Annotated in this window: 14 protein-coding genes; 6 read left to right on the top strand and 8 right to left on the bottom strand. The window is 66.3% G+C overall.

Features of this window, described 5'->3' with window-relative positions; genetic code table 11:
• Positions 1–155 precede the first annotated feature (155 nt).
• Positions 156–1,070 (top strand): DUF4862 family protein, encoded by a 915-nt coding sequence (locus tag ACVWZ7_RS10570; protein WP_456507802.1) that lies wholly within the window; start codon positions 156–158, stop codon positions 1,068–1,070.
• Positions 1,071–1,168: 98 nt separating this feature from the next.
• Here ACVWZ7_RS10570 and purU read toward each other — a convergent pair whose 3' ends face one another.
• Genes purU through glyA form a run of 7 tightly spaced genes read right to left on the bottom strand, consistent with a single transcriptional unit; the run spans position 1,169 to position 9,955 of the window.
• A complete protein-coding gene (purU, locus tag ACVWZ7_RS10565; protein ID WP_456507801.1) occupies positions 1,169–2,041 on the bottom strand; it encodes a formyltetrahydrofolate deformylase in 873 nt (290 codons plus the stop codon).
• 3 nt (positions 2,042–2,044) lie between these two features.
• Positions 2,045–3,460 (bottom strand): L-serine ammonia-lyase, encoded by a 1,416-nt coding sequence (locus tag ACVWZ7_RS10560; RefSeq protein WP_344365261.1) that lies wholly within the window; start codon positions 3,458–3,460, stop codon positions 2,045–2,047.
• Positions 3,460–4,095 (bottom strand): sarcosine oxidase subunit gamma, encoded by a 636-nt coding sequence (locus tag ACVWZ7_RS10555; RefSeq protein ID WP_344365263.1) that lies wholly within the window; start codon positions 4,093–4,095, stop codon positions 3,460–3,462. Before ACVWZ7_RS10555 ends, ACVWZ7_RS10560 begins: the two co-directional genes overlap by 1 nt.
• On the bottom strand, positions 4,088–7,030 hold the full coding sequence (locus tag ACVWZ7_RS10550; RefSeq protein ID WP_456507800.1) for a sarcosine oxidase subunit alpha family protein: 2,943 nt from the start codon (positions 7,028–7,030) through the stop codon (positions 4,088–4,090). The genes ACVWZ7_RS10555 and ACVWZ7_RS10550 overlap by 8 nt, the downstream gene beginning before the upstream one ends.
• On the bottom strand, positions 7,027–7,383 hold the full coding sequence (locus ACVWZ7_RS10545; RefSeq protein WP_344365269.1) for a sarcosine oxidase subunit delta: 357 nt from the start codon (positions 7,381–7,383) through the stop codon (positions 7,027–7,029). Before ACVWZ7_RS10545 ends, ACVWZ7_RS10550 begins: the two co-directional genes overlap by 4 nt.
• A gap of 14 nt (positions 7,384–7,397) precedes the next feature.
• Positions 7,398–8,618 (bottom strand): sarcosine oxidase subunit beta family protein, encoded by a 1,221-nt coding sequence (locus ACVWZ7_RS10540; protein WP_456507799.1) that lies wholly within the window; start codon positions 8,616–8,618, stop codon positions 7,398–7,400.
• The gene (gene glyA, locus ACVWZ7_RS10535; RefSeq protein ID WP_456507798.1) at positions 8,615–9,955 is read right to left on the bottom strand and encodes a serine hydroxymethyltransferase; all 1,341 of its coding nucleotides are present in this window, start codon (positions 9,953–9,955) and stop codon (positions 8,615–8,617) included. The genes ACVWZ7_RS10540 and glyA overlap by 4 nt, the downstream gene beginning before the upstream one ends.
• Before the next feature lie 142 nt (positions 9,956–10,097).
• Here glyA and ACVWZ7_RS10530 point away from each other — a divergent pair, with 142 nt between their 5' ends.
• Complete coding sequence (locus tag ACVWZ7_RS10530; protein ID WP_456507797.1) at positions 10,098–10,769, top strand: GntR family transcriptional regulator; 672 nt, start codon at positions 10,098–10,100, stop codon at positions 10,767–10,769.
• Here the strand turns inward: ACVWZ7_RS10530 and ACVWZ7_RS10525 are convergent.
• Positions 10,766–12,271, bottom strand: a complete 1,506-nt coding sequence (locus tag ACVWZ7_RS10525) for a PucR family transcriptional regulator (RefSeq protein WP_344365279.1) — start codon at positions 12,269–12,271, stop codon at positions 10,766–10,768. The two genes, ACVWZ7_RS10530 and ACVWZ7_RS10525, sit on opposite strands and share 4 nt — an antisense overlap.
• 153 nt (positions 12,272–12,424) lie before the next feature.
• Between ACVWZ7_RS10525 and ACVWZ7_RS10520 the strand changes: the two genes are divergently transcribed.
• The 4 genes from ACVWZ7_RS10520 (at position 12,425) to ACVWZ7_RS10505 (ending at position 18,203) form a co-directional block, all read left to right on the top strand.
• Positions 12,425–13,969, top strand: coding sequence for a purine-cytosine permease family protein (locus ACVWZ7_RS10520; protein WP_456507796.1), 1,545 nt, complete (start codon positions 12,425–12,427; stop codon positions 13,967–13,969).
• Between the two features lie 50 nt (positions 13,970–14,019).
• Positions 14,020–15,276 (top strand): aminopeptidase P family protein, encoded by a 1,257-nt coding sequence (locus ACVWZ7_RS10515; RefSeq protein WP_456507795.1) that lies wholly within the window; start codon positions 14,020–14,022, stop codon positions 15,274–15,276.
• Between the two features lie 100 nt (positions 15,277–15,376).
• Complete coding sequence (locus ACVWZ7_RS10510) at positions 15,377–16,180, top strand: creatininase (protein ID WP_456507794.1); 804 nt, start codon at positions 15,377–15,379, stop codon at positions 16,178–16,180.
• A 598-nt stretch (positions 16,181–16,778) separates the two neighbouring features.
• Positions 16,779–18,203, top strand: a complete 1,425-nt coding sequence (locus ACVWZ7_RS10505; RefSeq protein ID WP_202615747.1) for an MFS transporter — start codon at positions 16,779–16,781, stop codon at positions 18,201–18,203.
• Positions 18,204–18,213 lie beyond the last annotated feature (10 nt).

The raw sequence follows: 18,213 nt of genomic DNA, 5'->3' as shown, positions 1-18,213 counted from the left end.
AGGGAAAACTGTAAGGGCCATCACACCGGCCCGTCAAGCGGTGACGGACGCGACTGCGGGAAGGCCCGTGAGAGGGCCTCCGGCCGGCCGTGACGTCGCCTTGCGGTGAGTTCCGGAGCCAGACCCGGTCCGCGTTCCAACCAAAGGAGAGAATCATGTCACTGATCGTCGGCGCCTATCCCGCCCAGCCGGAGGGCTTCACACAGAGGCAGTTTTTCGAAGCGATAGCGCAGATCCCGGCTATCCGCGGCCTTGAGGTTCCCTACCGGGCAACCGGCGGCGATCCCTGGCCGGCCGGAGCTCCCGCCGGGTGGTCGGCCGTGGTCACGGCGATTCCGGGAACCATGCAAAGGGTGGGCCTGGACCGGCACTTCGGCCTCGCATCGGTGGACCCGGACGGGCGGCGGGCGGCCATCGACTTCACGGCGGGCGTCAGGGAGTACGTCACCGGGCTGCGGGATCAAGGACATCAAGTGGAGGCGGTGGCGCTGCACTCCGCGCCGCCGTGGCGGGGCGCGGCGCCGGCCTTCGCGGAGTCCCTGGCGGAGATCCTGGACTGGGACTGGTCCGGCACGTCCCTCGTGGTGGAACACTGCGACGCTCCCCGGCAGGGGCGGGATCCCGAAAAGGGGTTCCTCTCCATCCAGGCGGAGGTCGACGTCGTCCGTTCGCTCAAAGACCGGGGGTACGGGATTGGCATGCTCGTGAACTGGGCGCGGTCCGTGATCGAGACCCGGCAGAGCCGCACGGCCTCGGAGCACATCGCCTATGCCCGCGACGCGGGGGTTCTCAGCGGCTTGATGTTCTCCGGTTGCTCCGGCGAAGCGACGGAATTCGGCTATCCATGGGTTGATGCCCACCTCCCCGCCGTCGAGGTCGACGGAGCGCCGGTGAGTTCCCTGCTCAACGCCCGGGAAATCGCCCGGTGCCTGCGTTCCGCCGGCGAACTGCCGATCACGGGCTTCAAGGTCGGGCTCCCGGAGAACGCCGTGTCGGCCGAGGAGCGCGCGTCGCTGCTGCGCCAGATGTGCGCGCTGATGACGGACACCGTCGCGGCCGGCCGCTCCTGACCTGCCCCCGCAGGCTCCTGGCCTGCCCCCGCAGGCGAGGGGGGCAGGCCAGGAGGCCACCGGGCGGCCGCAAACCGGAGGCCGGCGCGGCGCGGAATTTAACGCAGCACGACTGTTCGGTTGCCCTGGAGGAAGACGCGTCCCTCGCAGTGCCAGCGGACGGCATTGGAGAGGGCCTTGCACTCGGTATCGCGGCCGGCAGCCACGAGTTCATCGGGCCCGTAGGTGTGATCCACCTCCACGACCTGCTGGGCGATGATCGGTCCTTCGTCCAGCTCCGCGTTGACGTAGTGGGCGGTGGCGCCGACTGTCTTCACACCCCGGGCGTGCGCCTGATGGTAGGGCTTCGCGCCCTTGAAGCTGGGAAGGAAGGAGTGATGGATGTTGATGGCGCGGCCATCCAGCCGGCGCGTGAGGTTGTCGCTGAGGACCTGCATGTAACGGGCCAGCACCACGAGCTCGACGTCCAGGCCGTCCACCAGTTTCAAGAGTTCGTCCTCGGCCACCGCCTTGGTCTCGGCCGTGACGGGAATGTGGGAAAAAGGGATCCCGTGCCATTCCACGATGCCCCGGTGGTCCGGATGGTTCGAGGCGACGCCGACGATGTCGATGGGCAGCTCGCCGATGCGGGCCCGGAACAGCAGATCGTTGAGGCAGTGCTCGAATTTCGAGACCATGATCAGGACCCGCCGCTTGGTGCCCTGCCGGCGCAGCTCCCAGTGCATGCCGAATTTTTCGGCTACCGGCACGAAAGCGTCGCTCAGCGACTCCAGGGTGGCCGGATCCCCGGCCGAGGCAAAGTGGATCCGCATGAAGAAGTGGTCGTCCGGCTGCGAATCGAATTGCTTACTTTCCAGGATGTCGCAGCCCTGTTCCAGCAGGAATCCCGACACGGCGTGGACGATGCCGCGCGTTTCCGGGCAATCGAGTGTCAGAACGTATTCAGGCGTGCTGCTATTTGATGTATCCACGGTTCAGCACTCCACGACGTTCACGGCGAGGCCTCCGCGGGAGGTCTCCTTGTACTTGGTCTTCATGTCCGCTCCTGTTTCACGCATGGTCTTGATCGCCTTGTCCAGCGAGACTTTGTGGCTGCCGTCGCCGTGGAGGCACAGGCGGGCGGCGTTGATGGCTTTGACACTGGCGATGGCGTTGCGTTCGATGCAGGGGATCTGCACCAGCCCGCCGACGGGATCGCAGGTCAGGCCGAGATTGTGTTCGATCCCGACTTCGGCGGCGTTTTCCACCTGTTCCGGGGTACCGCCCAGCACTTCACACAATCCCGCCGCCGCCATGGAACACGCCGATCCCACTTCACCCTGGCAGCCGACCTCTGCCCCGGAGATCGAGGCATTGATCTTGAACAGGATCCCGACGGCGGCCGCCGCCAGGAGGAAGCGGATGACGCCGTCGTCGTCGGCTCCTGGGACGAACTTGACGTAATAGTGCAGCACGGCGGGCACGATTCCGGCGGCGCCGTTGGTGGGGGCCGTGACGATCCTGCCGCCCGCGGCGTTCTCTTCGTTGACCGCCAGGGCGAACAGGTTCACCCATTCCATGGCGAGCAGCGGGTCGGCGGGCACTTGGGCCAGGGATGGGGTCCGGGCGTCTGTCTCGGCGCTAACGGCGGTAGCCGCCAGCGTCCGGAACAGGGACGGGGCACGCCGTTTGACGTTCAGCCCGCCGGGCAGGATTCCCTCGGCAGCGCAGCCGTTGTCCACGCATTGGCGCATGACCGCCCACAGCGCCAGGAGCTTCTCGCGGAGCTCGGCCTCACTGCGCCAGACGAGTTCGTTGGCGAGCATGACGTCGGAGATGGACATGTGCTCGCGCCGGCAGATCTCCAGCAGCTCGTCGGCCGTGCTGAAGGGGTAGGGCAGCACGGTGTCGTCGGCCACCACCTGGTCGGCACCCTGGGCGGTGCCGTCAACGACGAAACCGCCGCCGATTGAGTAGTAGCTGCGTTCCTTCAGCACCGCCCCGGAGTGGTCCAGCGCCCGGAAGGTCATGCCGTTGGGGTGGGCCGGCAGCGACTTGCGGCGGTGCAGGACCACGTCCTCGTCCCAGTTGAAGTCCACCCGGTGGTCCCCGCCGATCCGCAGCTCCGCATCCAAGGCCGCGGCCGCCACCTGGTCATCGGCAGTGCCGGTGTCCACGGTCTCCGGGTCCTGGCCCTGCAGGCCCAGGACCACGGCCTTGTCCGAACCGTGCCCCCGGCCTGTGGCACCGAGCGAACCGAACAGTTCGGCCTGCACCCGCGTCGTCGAGCTCAGGTGCCCGTCGCTTTTCAGTCCGTCGGCAAAACGCTTGGCTGCCCGCATCGGGCCGACCGTGTGGGAGGAGGACGGCCCGATGCCAACAGAAAACAGGTCCAGGACGCTGAGCGCCATCAGGGGACCTCAGGAGTCGCAAATTCGCGCATGGCGTCCAGGAGCCAGCGGCCCAGGAACTCCGCAAAGGATGCCCGCGGGAAGATCCGGTAGGTCTCCTCCCCGGTCTTCCACAGAATGGCGGGGATGCCGCCGATTTCCGTGGATAGGGCCGTCCCGGCCTTCAGGACGCGTGGGTGCAGGTCCAGGGCGCAGCCCTTTTCCAGCACGGCCCGGGCCCGCGGACCGGAGAGCTCGAGCGTGGTGCGGTTGGCGGAGAGATCCACCACCTGGCCTTCGCCGTCGCCCAGTGCTTCGGTGAGCGTCCGGGGGAGCTCGCCGCCCAGGCTTTCGTGGGATTCGGCGGGCGCCACGAGCAGGAATTCTGCCGGACCCAGCCACAGTACCGCGGTGTCGCCGCTGCTGCGGACCTCCCCGGAAGCGGCCGGCAGGCCGCCGGTGAGGGCGCCTAGCCGCTGCCCGGCGTCGCCGGCCGGATTGATCCGGAGCCCCGCCATGGTCAGGAACGGCACCTCGCGCAGCTCCACGACACCTGTAACCGATCCCGCTTCAAAGGCTGCGGCCAGGAGCGCTGCCGGACTCTTCCGGAGGGTCTGGATCTTCTTGGAATTTTCGAGTGCTGCTGTGTCAGCCATCTTTGCGGGTCCCTTCAGAGTCAAAAAGTACGGTTTCTGCGACGACAACGTCCACGAGTTCGTCTCCGGCGGCAGCCACCAGGGTTTCGCCGATGCGGTTGCGGCCGTTCTTGATCAGGGCCAGGGCAAACGACCGGCCCAGCGCGGCGCTGTGGTAGCTCGAGGTCACGAACCCCTCCATGGGGACGGGGCCGTAGGCAGGGTTGACGGTGATGCCCTGTTCCACGAGCTGGGTGCCTTCGGGGAGCCGGATGGTGCCGTCCACGGGAAGGACGCTGACCAGGTGTTTCCGGTCGGTGCGGGCGGCGTCCGTGCGGGTGTAGGAGCGCTTGCCGATGAAGTCCTTGACCTTGGAGACCACCCATTCCATGCCGGCGTCCTGCGGGGTCACGGTCCCGTCGGTGTCCTGGCCGACGATCGGGTAGCCCTTCTCGGCACGCAGCACGTGCATGGTTTCGGTGCCGTACGGGGTGATGTTGAACTCCGCGCCGGCCGCTGCCACGGCTTCCCAGGTGCTCAGCCCGTACCAGGACGGGACGTTGATTTCGTAGGCCAGTTCACCGGAGAACGAGATCCGGCAGATCCGGGCCCGGACGCCGGAGGCGAGGGTGGTTTCCTTGAAGGTCATGAACGGGAAGGCCTCGGCGTCCAGGCCGCCGTCGGCCGCCAGTTCCGGTGCCAGCTTCGCCACGACGGCGCGGGATTTCGGACCGACGACGGCGATGGTGGACCACTGCTCCGTAACCGAGGTGCAGTGCACGTCCAGTTCCGGCCATTCGGTCTGCAGCCATTCCTCCAGCCAGTCCAGCACCTTGGCGGCGCCGCCGGTGGTGGTGGTCATGAAGAAGCGGTCCTCGTCCAGGCGCAAGGTGACGCCGTCGTCGAAGATCATCCCGTCCGGGGTGCACATGACGCCGTAGCGGGCCGAGCCCGGGGCGAGCTTCTTGAACGCGTTGGTGTAGATGCGGTTCAGGAACTCGCCCGCGTCCTTGCCGCGGATCTCGATCTTGCCCAGCGTGGTGGCGTCCATGAAACCCGCGGACTCCCGGACGGCCGCGCATTCGCGCAGGACCGCGGTGTCCATGTCCTCGCCATCCTGCGGGTAGTACCACGGCCGCTTCCACTGCCCGACGTCCTCGAAGAGCGCTCCCTGGGCGACATGCCAGGGGTGGATGGAGGTCAGGCGGGCGGGGTCGAAGAGTTCGCCGCGCTGGCGGCCGGCCAAGGCTGCGAACGCCACGGGGGTGAACGGGGCCCGGTACGCGGTGGTGCCGATTTCCCCAATGCCCGCCGTTTCCCCGCCGCCGTGCTTCAGCGCAGCGGCGATGACGCCGATCGCGTTCACGCCGGAGGTCTTGCCTTGGTCGTTGGCGGTGCTGATCGAGGTGTAGCGCTTCACGTGTTCCACCGAGCGCATGCCGGCCCCGGTGGAGCGCAGGACGTCGGCTACCGACTGGTCGCGCTGGAAGTCGACGAAGTGGTGGTGCCAGTCCTCCGGGCCGCCCTTCTGCCCGGGAACCAGCCAGAGCTGGCGGGTCGGGGCGGACGCGCGCGGCGCCGCAGGGGCGACGGGCTCGACGGCGGAGCTAAAGCCGGCGGCGATGCCGGCCGCGGCCCCGGCGGAGATGCCCTCGGCCACGCAGTCCTCGAGCTCGAAGCTGCCGCGGCCGGAGCCGGCCACCTGCTGGTTGGGAACCACACTGTTGGGGACGAACGCCGCGAGGTCCTCGTCCCAGCGGAGTTTGCCCTGGCGCTGGGAGTGCAGGTGCACCACCGGTGACCAGCCGCCGGAGACGGCCAGCAGATCGCATGCAAGCTGTTCGACGCCCGAGGTGAGCTCACCGGCGTCGTTGATGCTCCGGACGGTGACGCCGAGGAGGCGCTCCTGCCCGGTGGTGTTGGCGACGGCGCTGCCGATCAGCACCCGTGTTCCGGCCGCGGCGGCTGCCGCGGCGGTTTCGCTCAGCTGCGGACGGGCGTCGACGACGGCCTCGACCTTGATGCCGGCGGCGCGGAGGTCCGCGGCCAGGGCGTAGGCGCTGTCGTTGGTGGTGCTGATGACCACCCGGGACCCGGCGGCGACGGCGTAGCGGTTGAGGTAGGTGCGGACCGCGGAGGCGAGCATGATGCCGGGGCGGTCGTTGTTCTCAAAGACCAGGGGCCGTTCGTGGGCGCCTGGAGCCAGGACGACCTGCTTGGCACGGATGTGCCAAATCCGCTGGCGGGACACGCCGGGCGCGGCCGGGGTCAGGAGGTGGTCCGTCCGGTTCTGGGCCGCGATGACGTAGTTGGAGTCGTAGGAGCCGAACGCCGTGGTGCGGTTCAGCACGGTGCACTCGGCCGCGGAGATCAGTTCGGCTTCAACATTGGCCACCCATTCCAGCGCGGGCTGGCCTTCGATGGTGTCCGTGAGGGCCGGATCGGTGGAACCGGACAGCAACGCTCCGCCGAGTTCGGGCTGGTCGTCGATCAGGATGACCCGGGCGCCGGAGCGGACGGCTTCGCGTGCCGCGGCGAGGCCCGCCGGGCCTCCGCCGACCACGAGTACGTCGGTGTGGACGTACTTCTTGTCGTATTCGGCGTGGTCCTCGGCCGGGTCGAGCTTGCCGAGGCCGCTAAGCAGTTCGGCGCTGAGTCCGTCCACGAGGGACACCGTGGTGGCGGGGAGCATGGATTCGGCGACGTGGCCCGGGAACCGGGCGGCGATCTTGACCAGGGCGTTGGATTCCTCGACGCCGGCGGACATGATGCCGCGGGGCCGTCCCTCGTACAGGGAGTCACCAGCACGGTGCCGGCCGTTGGCCAGCAGGGCGGAGGCGAGGGTGTCGCCGGGGTGGCCGGTGTACGCGCGGCCGTCCAGGGTGAAGCGCCAGGTGACGCTGCGGTCGATGCGTCCGCCGGTGCCAAGACGCGCGGGCTGCGGCTGAGCGGTCATTTGAGTGTTCCTTCCGGGGAAGCGGGGATGACGGTGGGGGCTGTGGTTCCGGCGGTTGCGTTTTCCTTGGCTGCGTTTTCCCTGTCGGGACGTGGCTGGCCCATCGGGTACACGGCCTGGATGTCGTAGGTGACGGTGTCACGGAGCGTGTTGAACCACTGACGGCAGCCGGTGCTGTGCTGCCAGCGCTCGGCGAAAGCGCCCTTCGTGTTGTCGCGGTAGAACAGGTACTCGGCCCATTCGCGGTCGGTGAGCTCTGCCGGGTTTTCGGGGTAGGGCACGTGGGCCTGGCCGCCGTAGTGGAATTCGGTCTCATCCCGGGGGCCGCAGTTGGGGCAGGAAATCAGGAGCATGTCCGTACCTCTTTCTAGTGGGCCACGGCGGCGGCGCCGTGTTCATCGATCAGGGCGCCGGTTTCGAAGCGCTCGAGGGCAAAGGGCTTGTTGAGTTGGTGCGGTGTTCCGGTGGCGATGGTGTGTGCGAAGGTCAGCCCGGCGGCCGGTGTGCCCTTGAACCCGCCGGTTCCCCAGCCGCAGTTGACGAACATGTTTTCCACCGGGGTGGTGCCCACGATCGGGGAGGCGTCCATGGTGGTGTCGACGATCCCGCCCCAGGTCCGGAGCACGTGGGCCCGGGCGAAGATCGGAAAGAGTTCGACGGCGGCGGCCATCTGGTGTTCGATCACGTGGAATGAGCCGCGCTGGCCGTAGCCGTTGTAGGAGTCCACGCCGGCCCCCATGACGAGCTCGCCCTTGTGTGCCTGGGAGACGTAGACGTGCACGTGGTTCGACATGACCACCGTCGGGTGGACGGGCTCATGGAGTTCGGAGACGAGCGCCTGGAGCGGATGGGATTGGATAGGGAGCCGGAATCCGGCCATTTCCGCCAGCACTGAGCTGTGCCCTGCGGCGCAGAGACCGACCTTTTCGGTGTGGATGGTGCCGCGGTTGGTCTTGACGCCCACCACCTTGTTGCCGTCCTTGAGGAAGCCCGTGACCTCGCAGTTCTGGATGATGTCGACGCCGAGCTCGTCGCATTTGCGGGCGAACGCCCACGCGACGTGGTCGTGCTTCGCGATCCCGGCGCGCGGCTGGTATGTGGCACCCATGACCGGGTAGCGGATGTTGTCGTTGATGTTCAGGATGGGGCAGAGTTCCTTGACCTGCTGCGGGTCCAGCCACTCGGCGTCGACGCCGTTGAGCTTGTTGGCCCCGACCCGGCGGATGCTTTCGCGGACGTCGCCCAGGGTGTGGGCCAGGTTCATGACCCCGCGCTGGCTGAACAGGAAGTCGTACTCGAGTTCTTCCGGCAGGATCTCCCACAGCTTCAGGGCGTGCTCGTAGATCGCCGCGCTCTCGTCCCAGAGGTAGTTGGAGCGGATGATGGTGGTGTTCCGGGCCATGTTGCCGCCGGCGAGCCAGCCTTTTTCCAGGATGGCGATGTTGGTCATCCCGTGGTTCTTGGCCAGGTAGTACGCCGTGGCCAGCCCGTGGCCGCCGCCGCCCACAATCACGGCGTCGTAGGAGGGCTTGGGTTCCGGATTGCGCCAGAGGAAGTCCGGGTGCTCCGGAAGGTGTTCGGTGGTCATTGTGCTGCTCCAATCAGTTCTGCTTCAAGCCCGGTTGCCGCTGCGCTGGTGCCAAGGTGCGGGTAGAGGGGGAATTTTGCGGCCAGGGCGCTGACGCGCCCGCGCAGTTCGGCGACGGTTTCGTCGCTGAGTTCGTTCTCCGGGGCCTGTGCGGTCAGGGCGGAGGCGATGATGTCCGCCACTTCGGTGAACTCCTCGGCACCGAAGCCGCGGGTGGCCAGGGCGGGTGTGCCGATCCGCAGCCCGGAGGAGACCATCGGCGGGCGGGGGTCGAACGGGACGGCGTTTCGGTTGACGGTGATGCCGATCCGGTGCAGCCGGTCCTCGGCCTGCTGTCCGTCCAGTTCCGAGTGCCGCAGGTCCACCAGGACCAGGTGCACATCGGTGCCGCCGTTGACCACCGAGATCCCGGCGGCCGCGACGTCGTCCTTCAGGAGCCGGGAGGCGAGAATCCTGGCCCCTTCGAGCGTGCGGTTCTGGCGTTCCTTGAACCCGGCGGACGCCGCGATCTTGAAGGCCACGGCCTTGGCCGCGATCACGTGTTCCAGCGGGCCGCCCTGCTGGCCGGGGAACACGGCGCTGTTGATCTTGCGCGCATACTCCTCCTTGCTCAGGATGACCCCGCCGCGCGGGCCGCCGAGGGTCTTGTGCGTGGTGGTGGTGACGACGTCGGCGTAGGGGACGGGGTTCGGGTGCAGCCCAGCGGCCACGAGGCCGGCGAAGTGTGCCATGTCGACCATCAGGTAGGCGCCCACGAGGTCGGCGATGCGCCGGAACTCCGCGAAATCCAGTTGCCGTGAGTAGGCGGACCACCCGGCAACGATCATCTTGGGCCGGTGCTCGAGTGCCAGGGCCTCGACCTCGGCCATGTCGACCAGGTGGTTGTGCTCGCTCACGTGATACGGGACCACGTTGTAGAGCTTGCCGGAGAAGTTGATGCGCATGCCGTGGGTGAGGTGGCCGCCGTGGGCCAGGGCGAGTCCCATGATGGTGTCGCCCGGTTCCAGGAGGGCGAACATGGCGGCCGCATTGGCCTGCGCGCCGGAATGGGGCTGCACGTTGGCCGCCTCCGCGCCGAACAGGGCCTTCACCCGGTCGATGGCGAGCTGTTCGATCACATCGACGTGTTCGCAGCCGCCGTAGTAGCGCTTGCCCGGGTAGCCCTCGGCGTACTTGTTGGTCAGGACCGAGCCCTGTGCCTCCATGACCGAGGCGGGGGCGAAGTTCTCGGATGCAATCATCTCCAGGGTGGACTGCTGGCGTTCCAGCTCCCTTGCCACCGCCTGTTCGACCTCGGGATCGACTGCGGAAAGTCGCTCGTTCAATTGCTCAACCACGGATGCTCCTTTGAAATACCATTGTTGCTGTGACTGATATATCAGTGTGGGGTCAATGGTATGATCGGGATCACAACAGAGTCAATAGCTGAAGCCAAGTGGAACCGGGCTTCCGCTTAGAATCCAGGAACGGAGCCGCGCCGTGAATGCACTTCCTGCCCTGCCGCCCGCAGAGGACGAGGCCATATCCCAGGCGGAGGCCGCCTACCGGCAGCTGCGCGACAAGCTGATCATGCTCGAGATCCGGCCGGGTGAGCCCATCAATGACGGCCAGCTCGCGATCGAGCTCGGGTTCGGCCGCACGCCGGTGCGCGAGGCGATCAAGCGGCTGGAGGTGGACCACCTGGTGGTTTCCTATCCGCGCCGGGGAACATTTGCCACCAGTGTGGATTTCACAGAGCTGGCCGACGTCTCGGAGATCCGGGAATTGCTGGAACCGCTGGCGGCACGCCGTGCGGCCGCCCGGGCCAGTGTTGCCATGCGCCGGGAACTGCTGCATGTCGCCGATGTCATCGCGGAGCTGGACCCGAGTCCGGGGGAGTCCCGGGACCTCATGCGCTACGACCTCACCGTGCACCGGCTGATTTACCGCGCCGCCGGCAATCCCCACCTCGAAGACACGCTGATCCGCTACGACAACCTGGCGACCCGCATCTGGTGCCTGGTCCTGGACAAGGTGCCCTCAGTCAGCGGCCACATCACCGAGCACGTGGAGCTGCTCCAGGCGGTGGCTGCCGGGGAGGCGGACAAGGCGGCCGAGCTCGCCCTGCACCACGTCACGAGTTTCGAAGAGACCATCCGCAAGGTGCTCTAGGGAGTCCGTCCCGGCTGGCGCGGTGCCGGCCCCGCTGCGGCCGCCGCCGCAGCTATGTGGATGCCAAGCAACCTGCCGGAAGTGCGCAGGTCGTCGCCGCCCAAGAGCGCCTGGATTTTGCTCAGCCGCTTGTGCATCGTCTGGCGTTCAATGTTCAAGGAAGCGGCCGACGCCGTCGTATTGCACCCGGAATCGAGCCAGCACAGCAGGGTGGCCATTAAGGCAGTGCCATGCTTTCGGTCCCACTCCAGCACTTCCCCCAGCGCCGACTCCACATAAGAGTCCATGAATGCCGGGTCCGGGACCGCGGCCAGGATGCGGCGGCCCAGGAGGTCCATGGCATCAGCAACCTCGCCCGCCGCAGGCATCCCAAGCCGCATGGCTTCCTGCGCCTCGACGTAGGAGTCGTGCGCGCGGAAGTCCTCGCTCACGTTTGGCCCGAAGGCGCCGCAGGTGTCCGAGCCGGCCGCGGCGTCCCGCGCGGCCCGGATCAGCGCTTCACGCGCCGCTCTTGCGCCTGTCCGCGGCAGGGCGAGCAGCACCGCGCGTTCGCCGTCCCACAAGTGGGACTTCACGTGCACTCCACGCATGTGCAGTGCACGTTCCACGGCGGAGAAATTGGCGTCCCTGCTCTCTGTGCGGAAGACAGCCATGACCGCTGCCTGACCGGGCTGGAGCCCTGCCTGCAGCCACAGGTGCCGGATGGTCGCGGCGTCGCCGCCCTCGATCACGGATTCCAGCAGCCGCGCGTCGGCCACTTGGGCCGGGGTGGGACGGAATGCCTGTGCGAGGGCCAGCGCCAGAATGCCAGACAGGCGGTCGGCCGCGAGCTCCAGGAGCAGCGGATCATCCGACCGGGAGCGGAGCGTTAACTGTGCCGCAAGCTGTCCGCCTACCACGATCCCGGCCATGGCCCGGGAGCCCGCGTCGTCGACGGCATTGCCTGCGTGGCCAAGGAGGACTCCGTCGGGGGCCACGAGGGAAACCTCCGCTTCCAGTGCGGTGGCCAGCAGTTCGAGAATGGTCGGAAGGTGGGGACCCCGGTCGGTGATCTGGCGCGCGATCTGCCGGGAGACGTCGTCGACCACCAGGTGGGCGGCCGCCTGCTCATTGACCACCAGCCGGTTGACGGCCTCGGCGATGTCCACGAAGGGTGCCACCGAGCGCAGTTCGATCAGAGGCAGGCCGCTCCGGTCCGCCGCGGATATCAGTTGCTCCGGCAAAGCGGCGGGCTGACCGGCGGTCTGCAACGCCAGGGCCGCGACGTGCCGTGCTGAAAGGCTGCGGATGTAGTCCTCCTGCTCCTTAGGGCCCAGCGCCAGCAGCGTCTCCCCGCCAGAGAGCAGCAGTTCCCCTCCGCGCAGGAGCGGGGCAATCTCGAGCACCTCGCTGGAATGCACCCACCGGACAGCCCTCTCCAGCGTCCCGGGCACGTTGCTGCGGAGCAGCGGGTCGGCGGCAAGCATGGGCGCGGAAGCGAGTACTTCTGCAAGCGTAATCATTTGGGCCCTTTTACTACGCGATGTCTTGGGGTGACATTTAGTCGTCTGTTACGCGCTAAGTGTAAGCATAATGTCTCTATTTTGTGGCGTAGGTCACCCATAAGCTGAATGAACTCCCGTTCTGCATTTCAACGTAGTGAATTGAGACACAGCATGAACCAAGCTCAACAAGGCTCGCACGAGGCGGCGACCGTCGAGGTTGAAGACGTCTTGCAGCCCATCCCGGAATCCGCACGGACCACCAAACTTTCCGGACAGTTCTGGATCTGGGCCGGGGCCAATGTCGCTCCCATCAACTGGATCCTCGGAGCCCTTGGCATCCAGCTCGGCCTTGGCCTGGGCGACACTCTTCTGGTGCTGATCGTCGGCAATCTCATCGGCATGGCCGGCTTCGGGTTCTTTGTTATCCTCGGCCAGCGGACCGGGGCCACCGGCATGCTGCTCGCCCGCGGCGCGTTTGGCCGCCGCGGGGCCTACCTGCCAGCCGCAATCCAGGCCACCATCGCCATCGGCTGGTCAGCAGTCAACACCTGGGTCATCCTGGACCTGATCCTTGCACTCTTCGGCATGATCGGCTGGGTCGACCCCCACGAACGCAACATCATGGTGCGCATCATCGTCGCCGCAGTCATCATGACCGTCCAGGTGGCCATCTGCTACCGCGGATACCGTGCCATCTCCAAGTTCGAGCGGATCACCATGCCGCCCACCGTCCTGGTCCTGGTCGGCATGTCGATCGTGGCTTGGACGCAGCTCGACATCAACTGGAGCTACGCCGGGCCGGCCGGAGCCGTGTTGGAGGGCCTGCCGCGTATCGCGGCAATGTCCTCGATCATGACCGTCATTGGCATCGGCTGGGGGATCGGGTGGTTTACCTACGCCCCGGACTACTCCCGTTTCGTCAGTCGCAAGGTCAAGCCTGCCAAGTTGTTCATGGTCAGCGTGCTTGGCCAGTTCCTGCCCGTCGTCTGGCTCGGCATCCTCGGCGCCAGCCTCGCCACCAAGAACGGACAGGCCGATCCCGGTGAGCTGATTGTCTCCAACTTCGGCAGCCTGGCCATCCCGGTCATCCTCTTGGTTATCCATGGACCAATTGCCACCAACATCATCAACCTGTACACCTTCGGCGTCGCCTTCCAGGCGCTGGACGTCAAGATTTCCCGGCGCAAGCTGTCGATCATTGTGGGGGTGCTGTCCATGTTCGCGGTCATCGGCTTCATGTTCGCGGAGGACTTCGCAATGATCCTTGACTCCTGGCTCGGTGCCATTGTGGCCTGGGTGGCCACTTGGGGTGGCATCATGGCGGTCCACTACTTCATCTTCGAGCGCCACCACAAGGACTTCTCCTACCTGTGCACGGATTCGAAGACGACCGCGCTGAAGGCAGTGAACCCGTCGGCATTCATCGCGTTCTTCGCCGGCATCCTGATGACCTGGATGTTCATGTACGGCGGAGTCCCGGCCCTGCAGGGTCCCATCGCGACGGCCATGGGCGGCGTCGACTTCTCCTGGCTCGCCGGAACCGTCACCTCATCCGTCCTCTATTTCGCCCTCGGCTACCCGCGCTTCCGCAAGCGCATCCGGGCCGGTGTGCCACTGGGCATCCGACTCGACCTGAAGGAAGAAGCAGTGCTGGCCGAGCACGGCGACGCTTGCGAAGACAAGCACCCGGTCCAGGAGCCGGCCCGGGTCGCCTGAAAACCGGAAACGCCAACCCTAAAGTCCATCCACACGTAAAGGAATAACCAGTGACAATCTCCACCACCGCCCCTGCATCAAACATTTCCGAGCTGGAGCGTCTGAAAGTTCTGCACAACGGGCAGAAGGAGAAGCTGACCTTCTCCAATGCTGAATTTGAGCGCCGGCTCGGCGGATTGCGCCGGATCATGGCAGAGAAGGACCTGGACGCCGTCGTCCTGACCAGCTACCACTCCATCAAGTACTACTCCGATTTCCTCTTCACGTACTTCGGCCGCTCCTACGCCATGGTGGTCACCAAGGACGACACCGTGACCGTCACGGCCAACATCGACGCCGGCATGCCGTGGCGCCGCAGCTACGGCGACAACGTGGTCTACACCGACTGGCGCCGGGACAACTACATCTTCGCCATCCAGGAGGCCCTGCGCACCCGCGGCATCAACCCCCGCCGGCTCGGCGTCGAAGACGATTCGCTCCCGCTGGACAACCGCAACAAGATCCAGGCGGCCTTCGCCGGGGCCACCCTGGTGGACGTGGCGCAGGCCGCCATGCGCCAGCGGATGATCAAGTCGGCCGAGGAAATCGAGGTCATCAAGCACGGTGCCCGGATCGGGGACCTGGGCGGCGAAGCCATCCGCAACGCCATCACCGCCGGCATCACCGAGTACGAGGTCGCCCTGATCGGCACCGAGGCCATGGTCCACGAAATCGCCCGGACCTTCCCGGATTCGGAAATCCGTGACACCTGGGTATGGTTCCAGTCCGGCATCAACACCGACGGCGCCCACAACTGGGCCACCACCCGCAAGATCCAGGAACACGACATCCTGTCCCTGAACTGCTTCCCGATGACCTCCGGCTACTACACCGCACTGGAACGCACCTTGTTCTACGGCGAACCCGACGCCCGCTCCCTCGAGCTCTGGAACATCAACGTGGAAGTCCACAAGCGCGGCCTGGAGCTCATCAAGCCCGGAGCTGTCTGCAAGGACATCGCCGCCGAGCTGAACGAGATCTACGTCGGCCACGGCCTGCTGGCCAACCGGACGTTCGGCTACGGCCACTCCTTCGGCGTCCTGAGCCACTACTACGGCCGGGAAGCCGGACTGGAACTCCGCGAGGACATCGACACTGTGCTGGAGCCCGGCATGGTGGTCTCCATGGAGCCCATGATCACCGTCCTGGACGGCCAGCCCGGCGCCGGCGGCTACCGCGAGCACGACATCCTGGTGGTCGGCCAGGACGGAGCCGAGAACATCACGAAGTTCCCCTTCGGCCCCGAATACAACATCATCGGCGCCTAACCGCCCACACCCCCCAAAAAAGGGGGCCGACAACAGAAGCGGCGCCACATCCACCGTGGCGCCGCTTCCCGGCACACCATGAACGAGGAGCACCACCAACATGGACACGTCAGTATTTCTCGAAGACCTGGACGCCTTCGCATACCGGGGAGCGCTGGCCTCCGGGGACGCGGTCGTCCTCATTCCTGTCGGGTCCCTGGAGCAGCACGGGCCGCACCTGCCGCTGGGAACTGACACCCTTCTGTCGTCACACTTCGCGGAGGGGGTCGCCAGGCGCCTGGATGCACTCGTTGCCCAGCCCATCGCGTACGGGTACAAGTCGCAGCAGAAATCCGGGGGCGGCAACCACCTCTCCGGTACCACCAGCCTGGATGGTGCCACGCTCATCGGGGTGGCGCGCAACCTGGTCAAGTCCTTCCTCAACCAGGGCGTCAGGCACGTGGTCTTCGTCAACGGCCACTTCGAAAACTACCAGTTCCTGTATGAGGGGATCGACCTGGCCCTGGAAGATCTGGGGCTAAAGCCCGGGGCAGAGCAGAGCGTGCTGCTGCTCTCCTACTGGGACTTTGTCAGCCAGGACACGCTGACGGAGGTCTACCCGGACGGATTCCCGGGGTGGGACATCGAACACGGGGGGGTCCTGGAAACTTCGCTCATGCTCCACCTCGAATCGGCCCGGGTTGCCATGGACCGCTTGGTGGACGGCCCGGCCGCTGTCCTGCCGCGCTTCGACAGGCTCCCTGTGGTGCCGGAGCGCACGCCGGCCACCGGCTGCCTTTCCTCAGCCGCCGGATCCAGCGCCGCCAAGGGCGAACTGCTGTACGAGCAGGTGGTCGAAGACCTGGCCGCCGACCTCGCCCGCGAGTTGGTCCGCGAACCCGTCGGGGCGGCCGTTTCAGGGTAGCGGGACATCGGCCGCCCGGCCGAGCGCGATCCTATGCAGCATCATGAATGCACCGCAGTGCGACACGTCGCCGCGGTGCATTGGTGTGTCGGGACGGACTTGGGGAACTTTAGCCGTTCTTCTTCCAGCGCTTCGGCCACTTCAGGTTCAGCAGGAGCAATCCCAGTAGGAGCGAGTCGACTGTCATGATTGCCGCCATGAGGTAGGCCCATCCGGCCATCATGGCGTGGCCTCCGGCCGCCGCCCCGCAGTGTGCATGTGTAACCGGATGCCCATGACGATCTCCTGACGTGGATCCCCCCAGTCACTCGATAGTCCACCCAGTCTGCCACCGCGTCGCCCAGGAGGGAACGGCGTTGCCGCAGGGCTCAAGCTTTTCCCAAGCTGGTACCTGACCTGCGCTTTCAGTGCAACTACGTCTCACTGGGCGCAACTGTGATTTGCACTCGGGCAGGGTGCTCAGAGGGGTGGTCAATAAGTCTGTCTTGAATTAATTCACGCGCTCGAAACAAAAACCCATTGACTGTGTCATAGGTCACGCCTAATCTGATGCAACAGCGTTGCACTGATTGCAACTCCAAAACCCTTTGGTGGACACATGAGTAACGAATCTTCCTCCCCCGCCACTCTTGCGGGAGCGACCAGCCCGGAGTCGAATAACGGGCATGGCAGTACTTCCTCCGGACACAACGCGTTGAGCGGCGGAACCGCCCCGGGCGGTCAAGCCGCATCCGGCAACGGTGACGGAGTTAGCCGGGACACCCGACGGCGCGTGGTCGCCGCCAGCTTCATCGGCAACTTCGTCGAATGGTTTGACTACGCCGTCTACGGCTACCTGGCCGCAACCATCGCGGCGGTCTTCTTCCCCGAATCCAGTCCCCAGACCGCGCTCTTGCTGACGTTCGCCCTGTTCGCGATCTCGTTCCTGGTCCGGCCGCTCGGCGGCTTCGTTTGGGGCCATATCGGCGACCGCGTGGGGCGCAAGACAGCGCTTTCGCTGTCAATCCTGATCATGTCTGGAGCGACGTTCTGCATCGCCCTCATCCCGGGGTTCAACTCCATCGGGATCTGGGCCCCGATCCTGCTCCTGGTGGTGCGCGTCGTCCAGGGCTTCTCCGCCTCGGGCGAATACGCCGGCGCATCCGCCTTCCTGGTGGAGTACGCCCCGGCCAACAAGCGCGGCCTGTACGCCGCGGTGGTCCCGGCCAGCACGGCCGCAGGCCTGCTGCTTGGCTCCCTGCTCGCGGGCCTGCTGACCGTCCTGCTCAGCGCCGAGGCCATGCAGAGCTGGGGGTGGCGCCTGCCGTTCCTGCTCGCAGCCCCGATGGGCCTGATCGGACGCTACATCCGCACCAAGCTCGAAGACACCCCGGTGTTCCGCGAACTGGCGGAAGAGGACCACGCCATCAAGGCGCCGGTCTCCAGCCTGTTCCGGAAGCACTGGCGGCTGCTGCTCAAGGCGGTCGGAGCCGTGCTGCTCAACGCCGTCGGCTTCTACGTGATCCTCAGCTACATGCCCACGTACCTGTCCTCGGAACTTGGCCTCGGCGCAGCCGAATCCTTCCTGGCCACCACCATCGCGCTGGTGACCTACATCGGGTTCATCTTCCTGACCGGAATGCTCTCGGACCGCTACGGCCGGAAGAAAGTCCTCATTTCAGCATCCCTGAGCTTCATGGTGCTGACCGTTCCGGCCTTCGCCCTGCTGGGCACGGGGAACTTCCTGGTGATCGTCCTGGTCCAGATCCTGCTGGGCGGCATGCTCACGCTCAATGACGGCACACTCCCGAGCTTCCTGGCGGAAATGTTCCCCACCCGCGTCCGCTACAGCGGCTTCGCCGTCAGCTTCAATCTCTCCAACGCCCTCTTCGGCGGCACCGCACCCTTCATGGCGACCCTCCTGATCGCCGCGACGGCCAACGCCCTGGCTCCGGCCTGGTACCTGGCCGGCGCCGCGGCAGTCTCCCTGATTGCCGTCGTGCTCTCCCGTGAAACCAGCAAGGAACCGCTGCGCCACGAGTAGCCCCGGCCGG

The sequence above is a fragment of the Arthrobacter sp. TE12232 genome, assembly GCF_054062615.1.
This window is presented reverse-complemented; position numbering and strand designations above follow the sequence as displayed.

What these genes read in the sequence shown, in the direction of transcription:
- ACVWZ7_RS10570 (WP_456507802.1), top strand. Translation starts at nt 156, where the DNA reads ATGTCACTGATCGTCGGCGCCTATCCCGCCCAGCCGGAGGGCTTCACA.
- ACVWZ7_RS10520 (WP_456507796.1), top strand. Translation starts at nt 12,425, where the DNA reads ATGAACCAAGCTCAACAAGGCTCGCACGAGGCGGCGACCGTCGAGGTT.
- ACVWZ7_RS10545 (WP_344365269.1), bottom strand. Translation starts at nt 7,383, where the DNA reads ATGCTCCTGATTTCCTGCCCCAACTGCGGCCCCCGGGATGAGACCGAA.
- ACVWZ7_RS10555 (WP_344365263.1), bottom strand. Translation starts at nt 4,095, where the DNA reads ATGGCTGACACAGCAGCACTCGAAAATTCCAAGAAGATCCAGACCCTC.
- ACVWZ7_RS10505 (WP_202615747.1), top strand. Translation starts at nt 16,779, where the DNA reads ATGAGTAACGAATCTTCCTCCCCCGCCACTCTTGCGGGAGCGACCAGC.
- ACVWZ7_RS10510 (WP_456507794.1), top strand. Translation starts at nt 15,377, where the DNA reads ATGGACACGTCAGTATTTCTCGAAGACCTGGACGCCTTCGCATACCGG.
- ACVWZ7_RS10525 (WP_344365279.1), bottom strand. Translation starts at nt 12,271, where the DNA reads ATGATTACGCTTGCAGAAGTACTCGCTTCCGCGCCCATGCTTGCCGCC.
- ACVWZ7_RS10550 (WP_456507800.1), bottom strand. Translation starts at nt 7,030, where the DNA reads ATGACCGCTCAGCCGCAGCCCGCGCGTCTTGGCACCGGCGGACGCATC.
- ACVWZ7_RS10560 (WP_344365261.1), bottom strand. Translation starts at nt 3,460, where the DNA reads ATGGCGCTCAGCGTCCTGGACCTGTTTTCTGTTGGCATCGGGCCGTCC.
- ACVWZ7_RS10540 (WP_456507799.1), bottom strand. Translation starts at nt 8,618, where the DNA reads ATGACCACCGAACACCTTCCGGAGCACCCGGACTTCCTCTGGCGCAAT.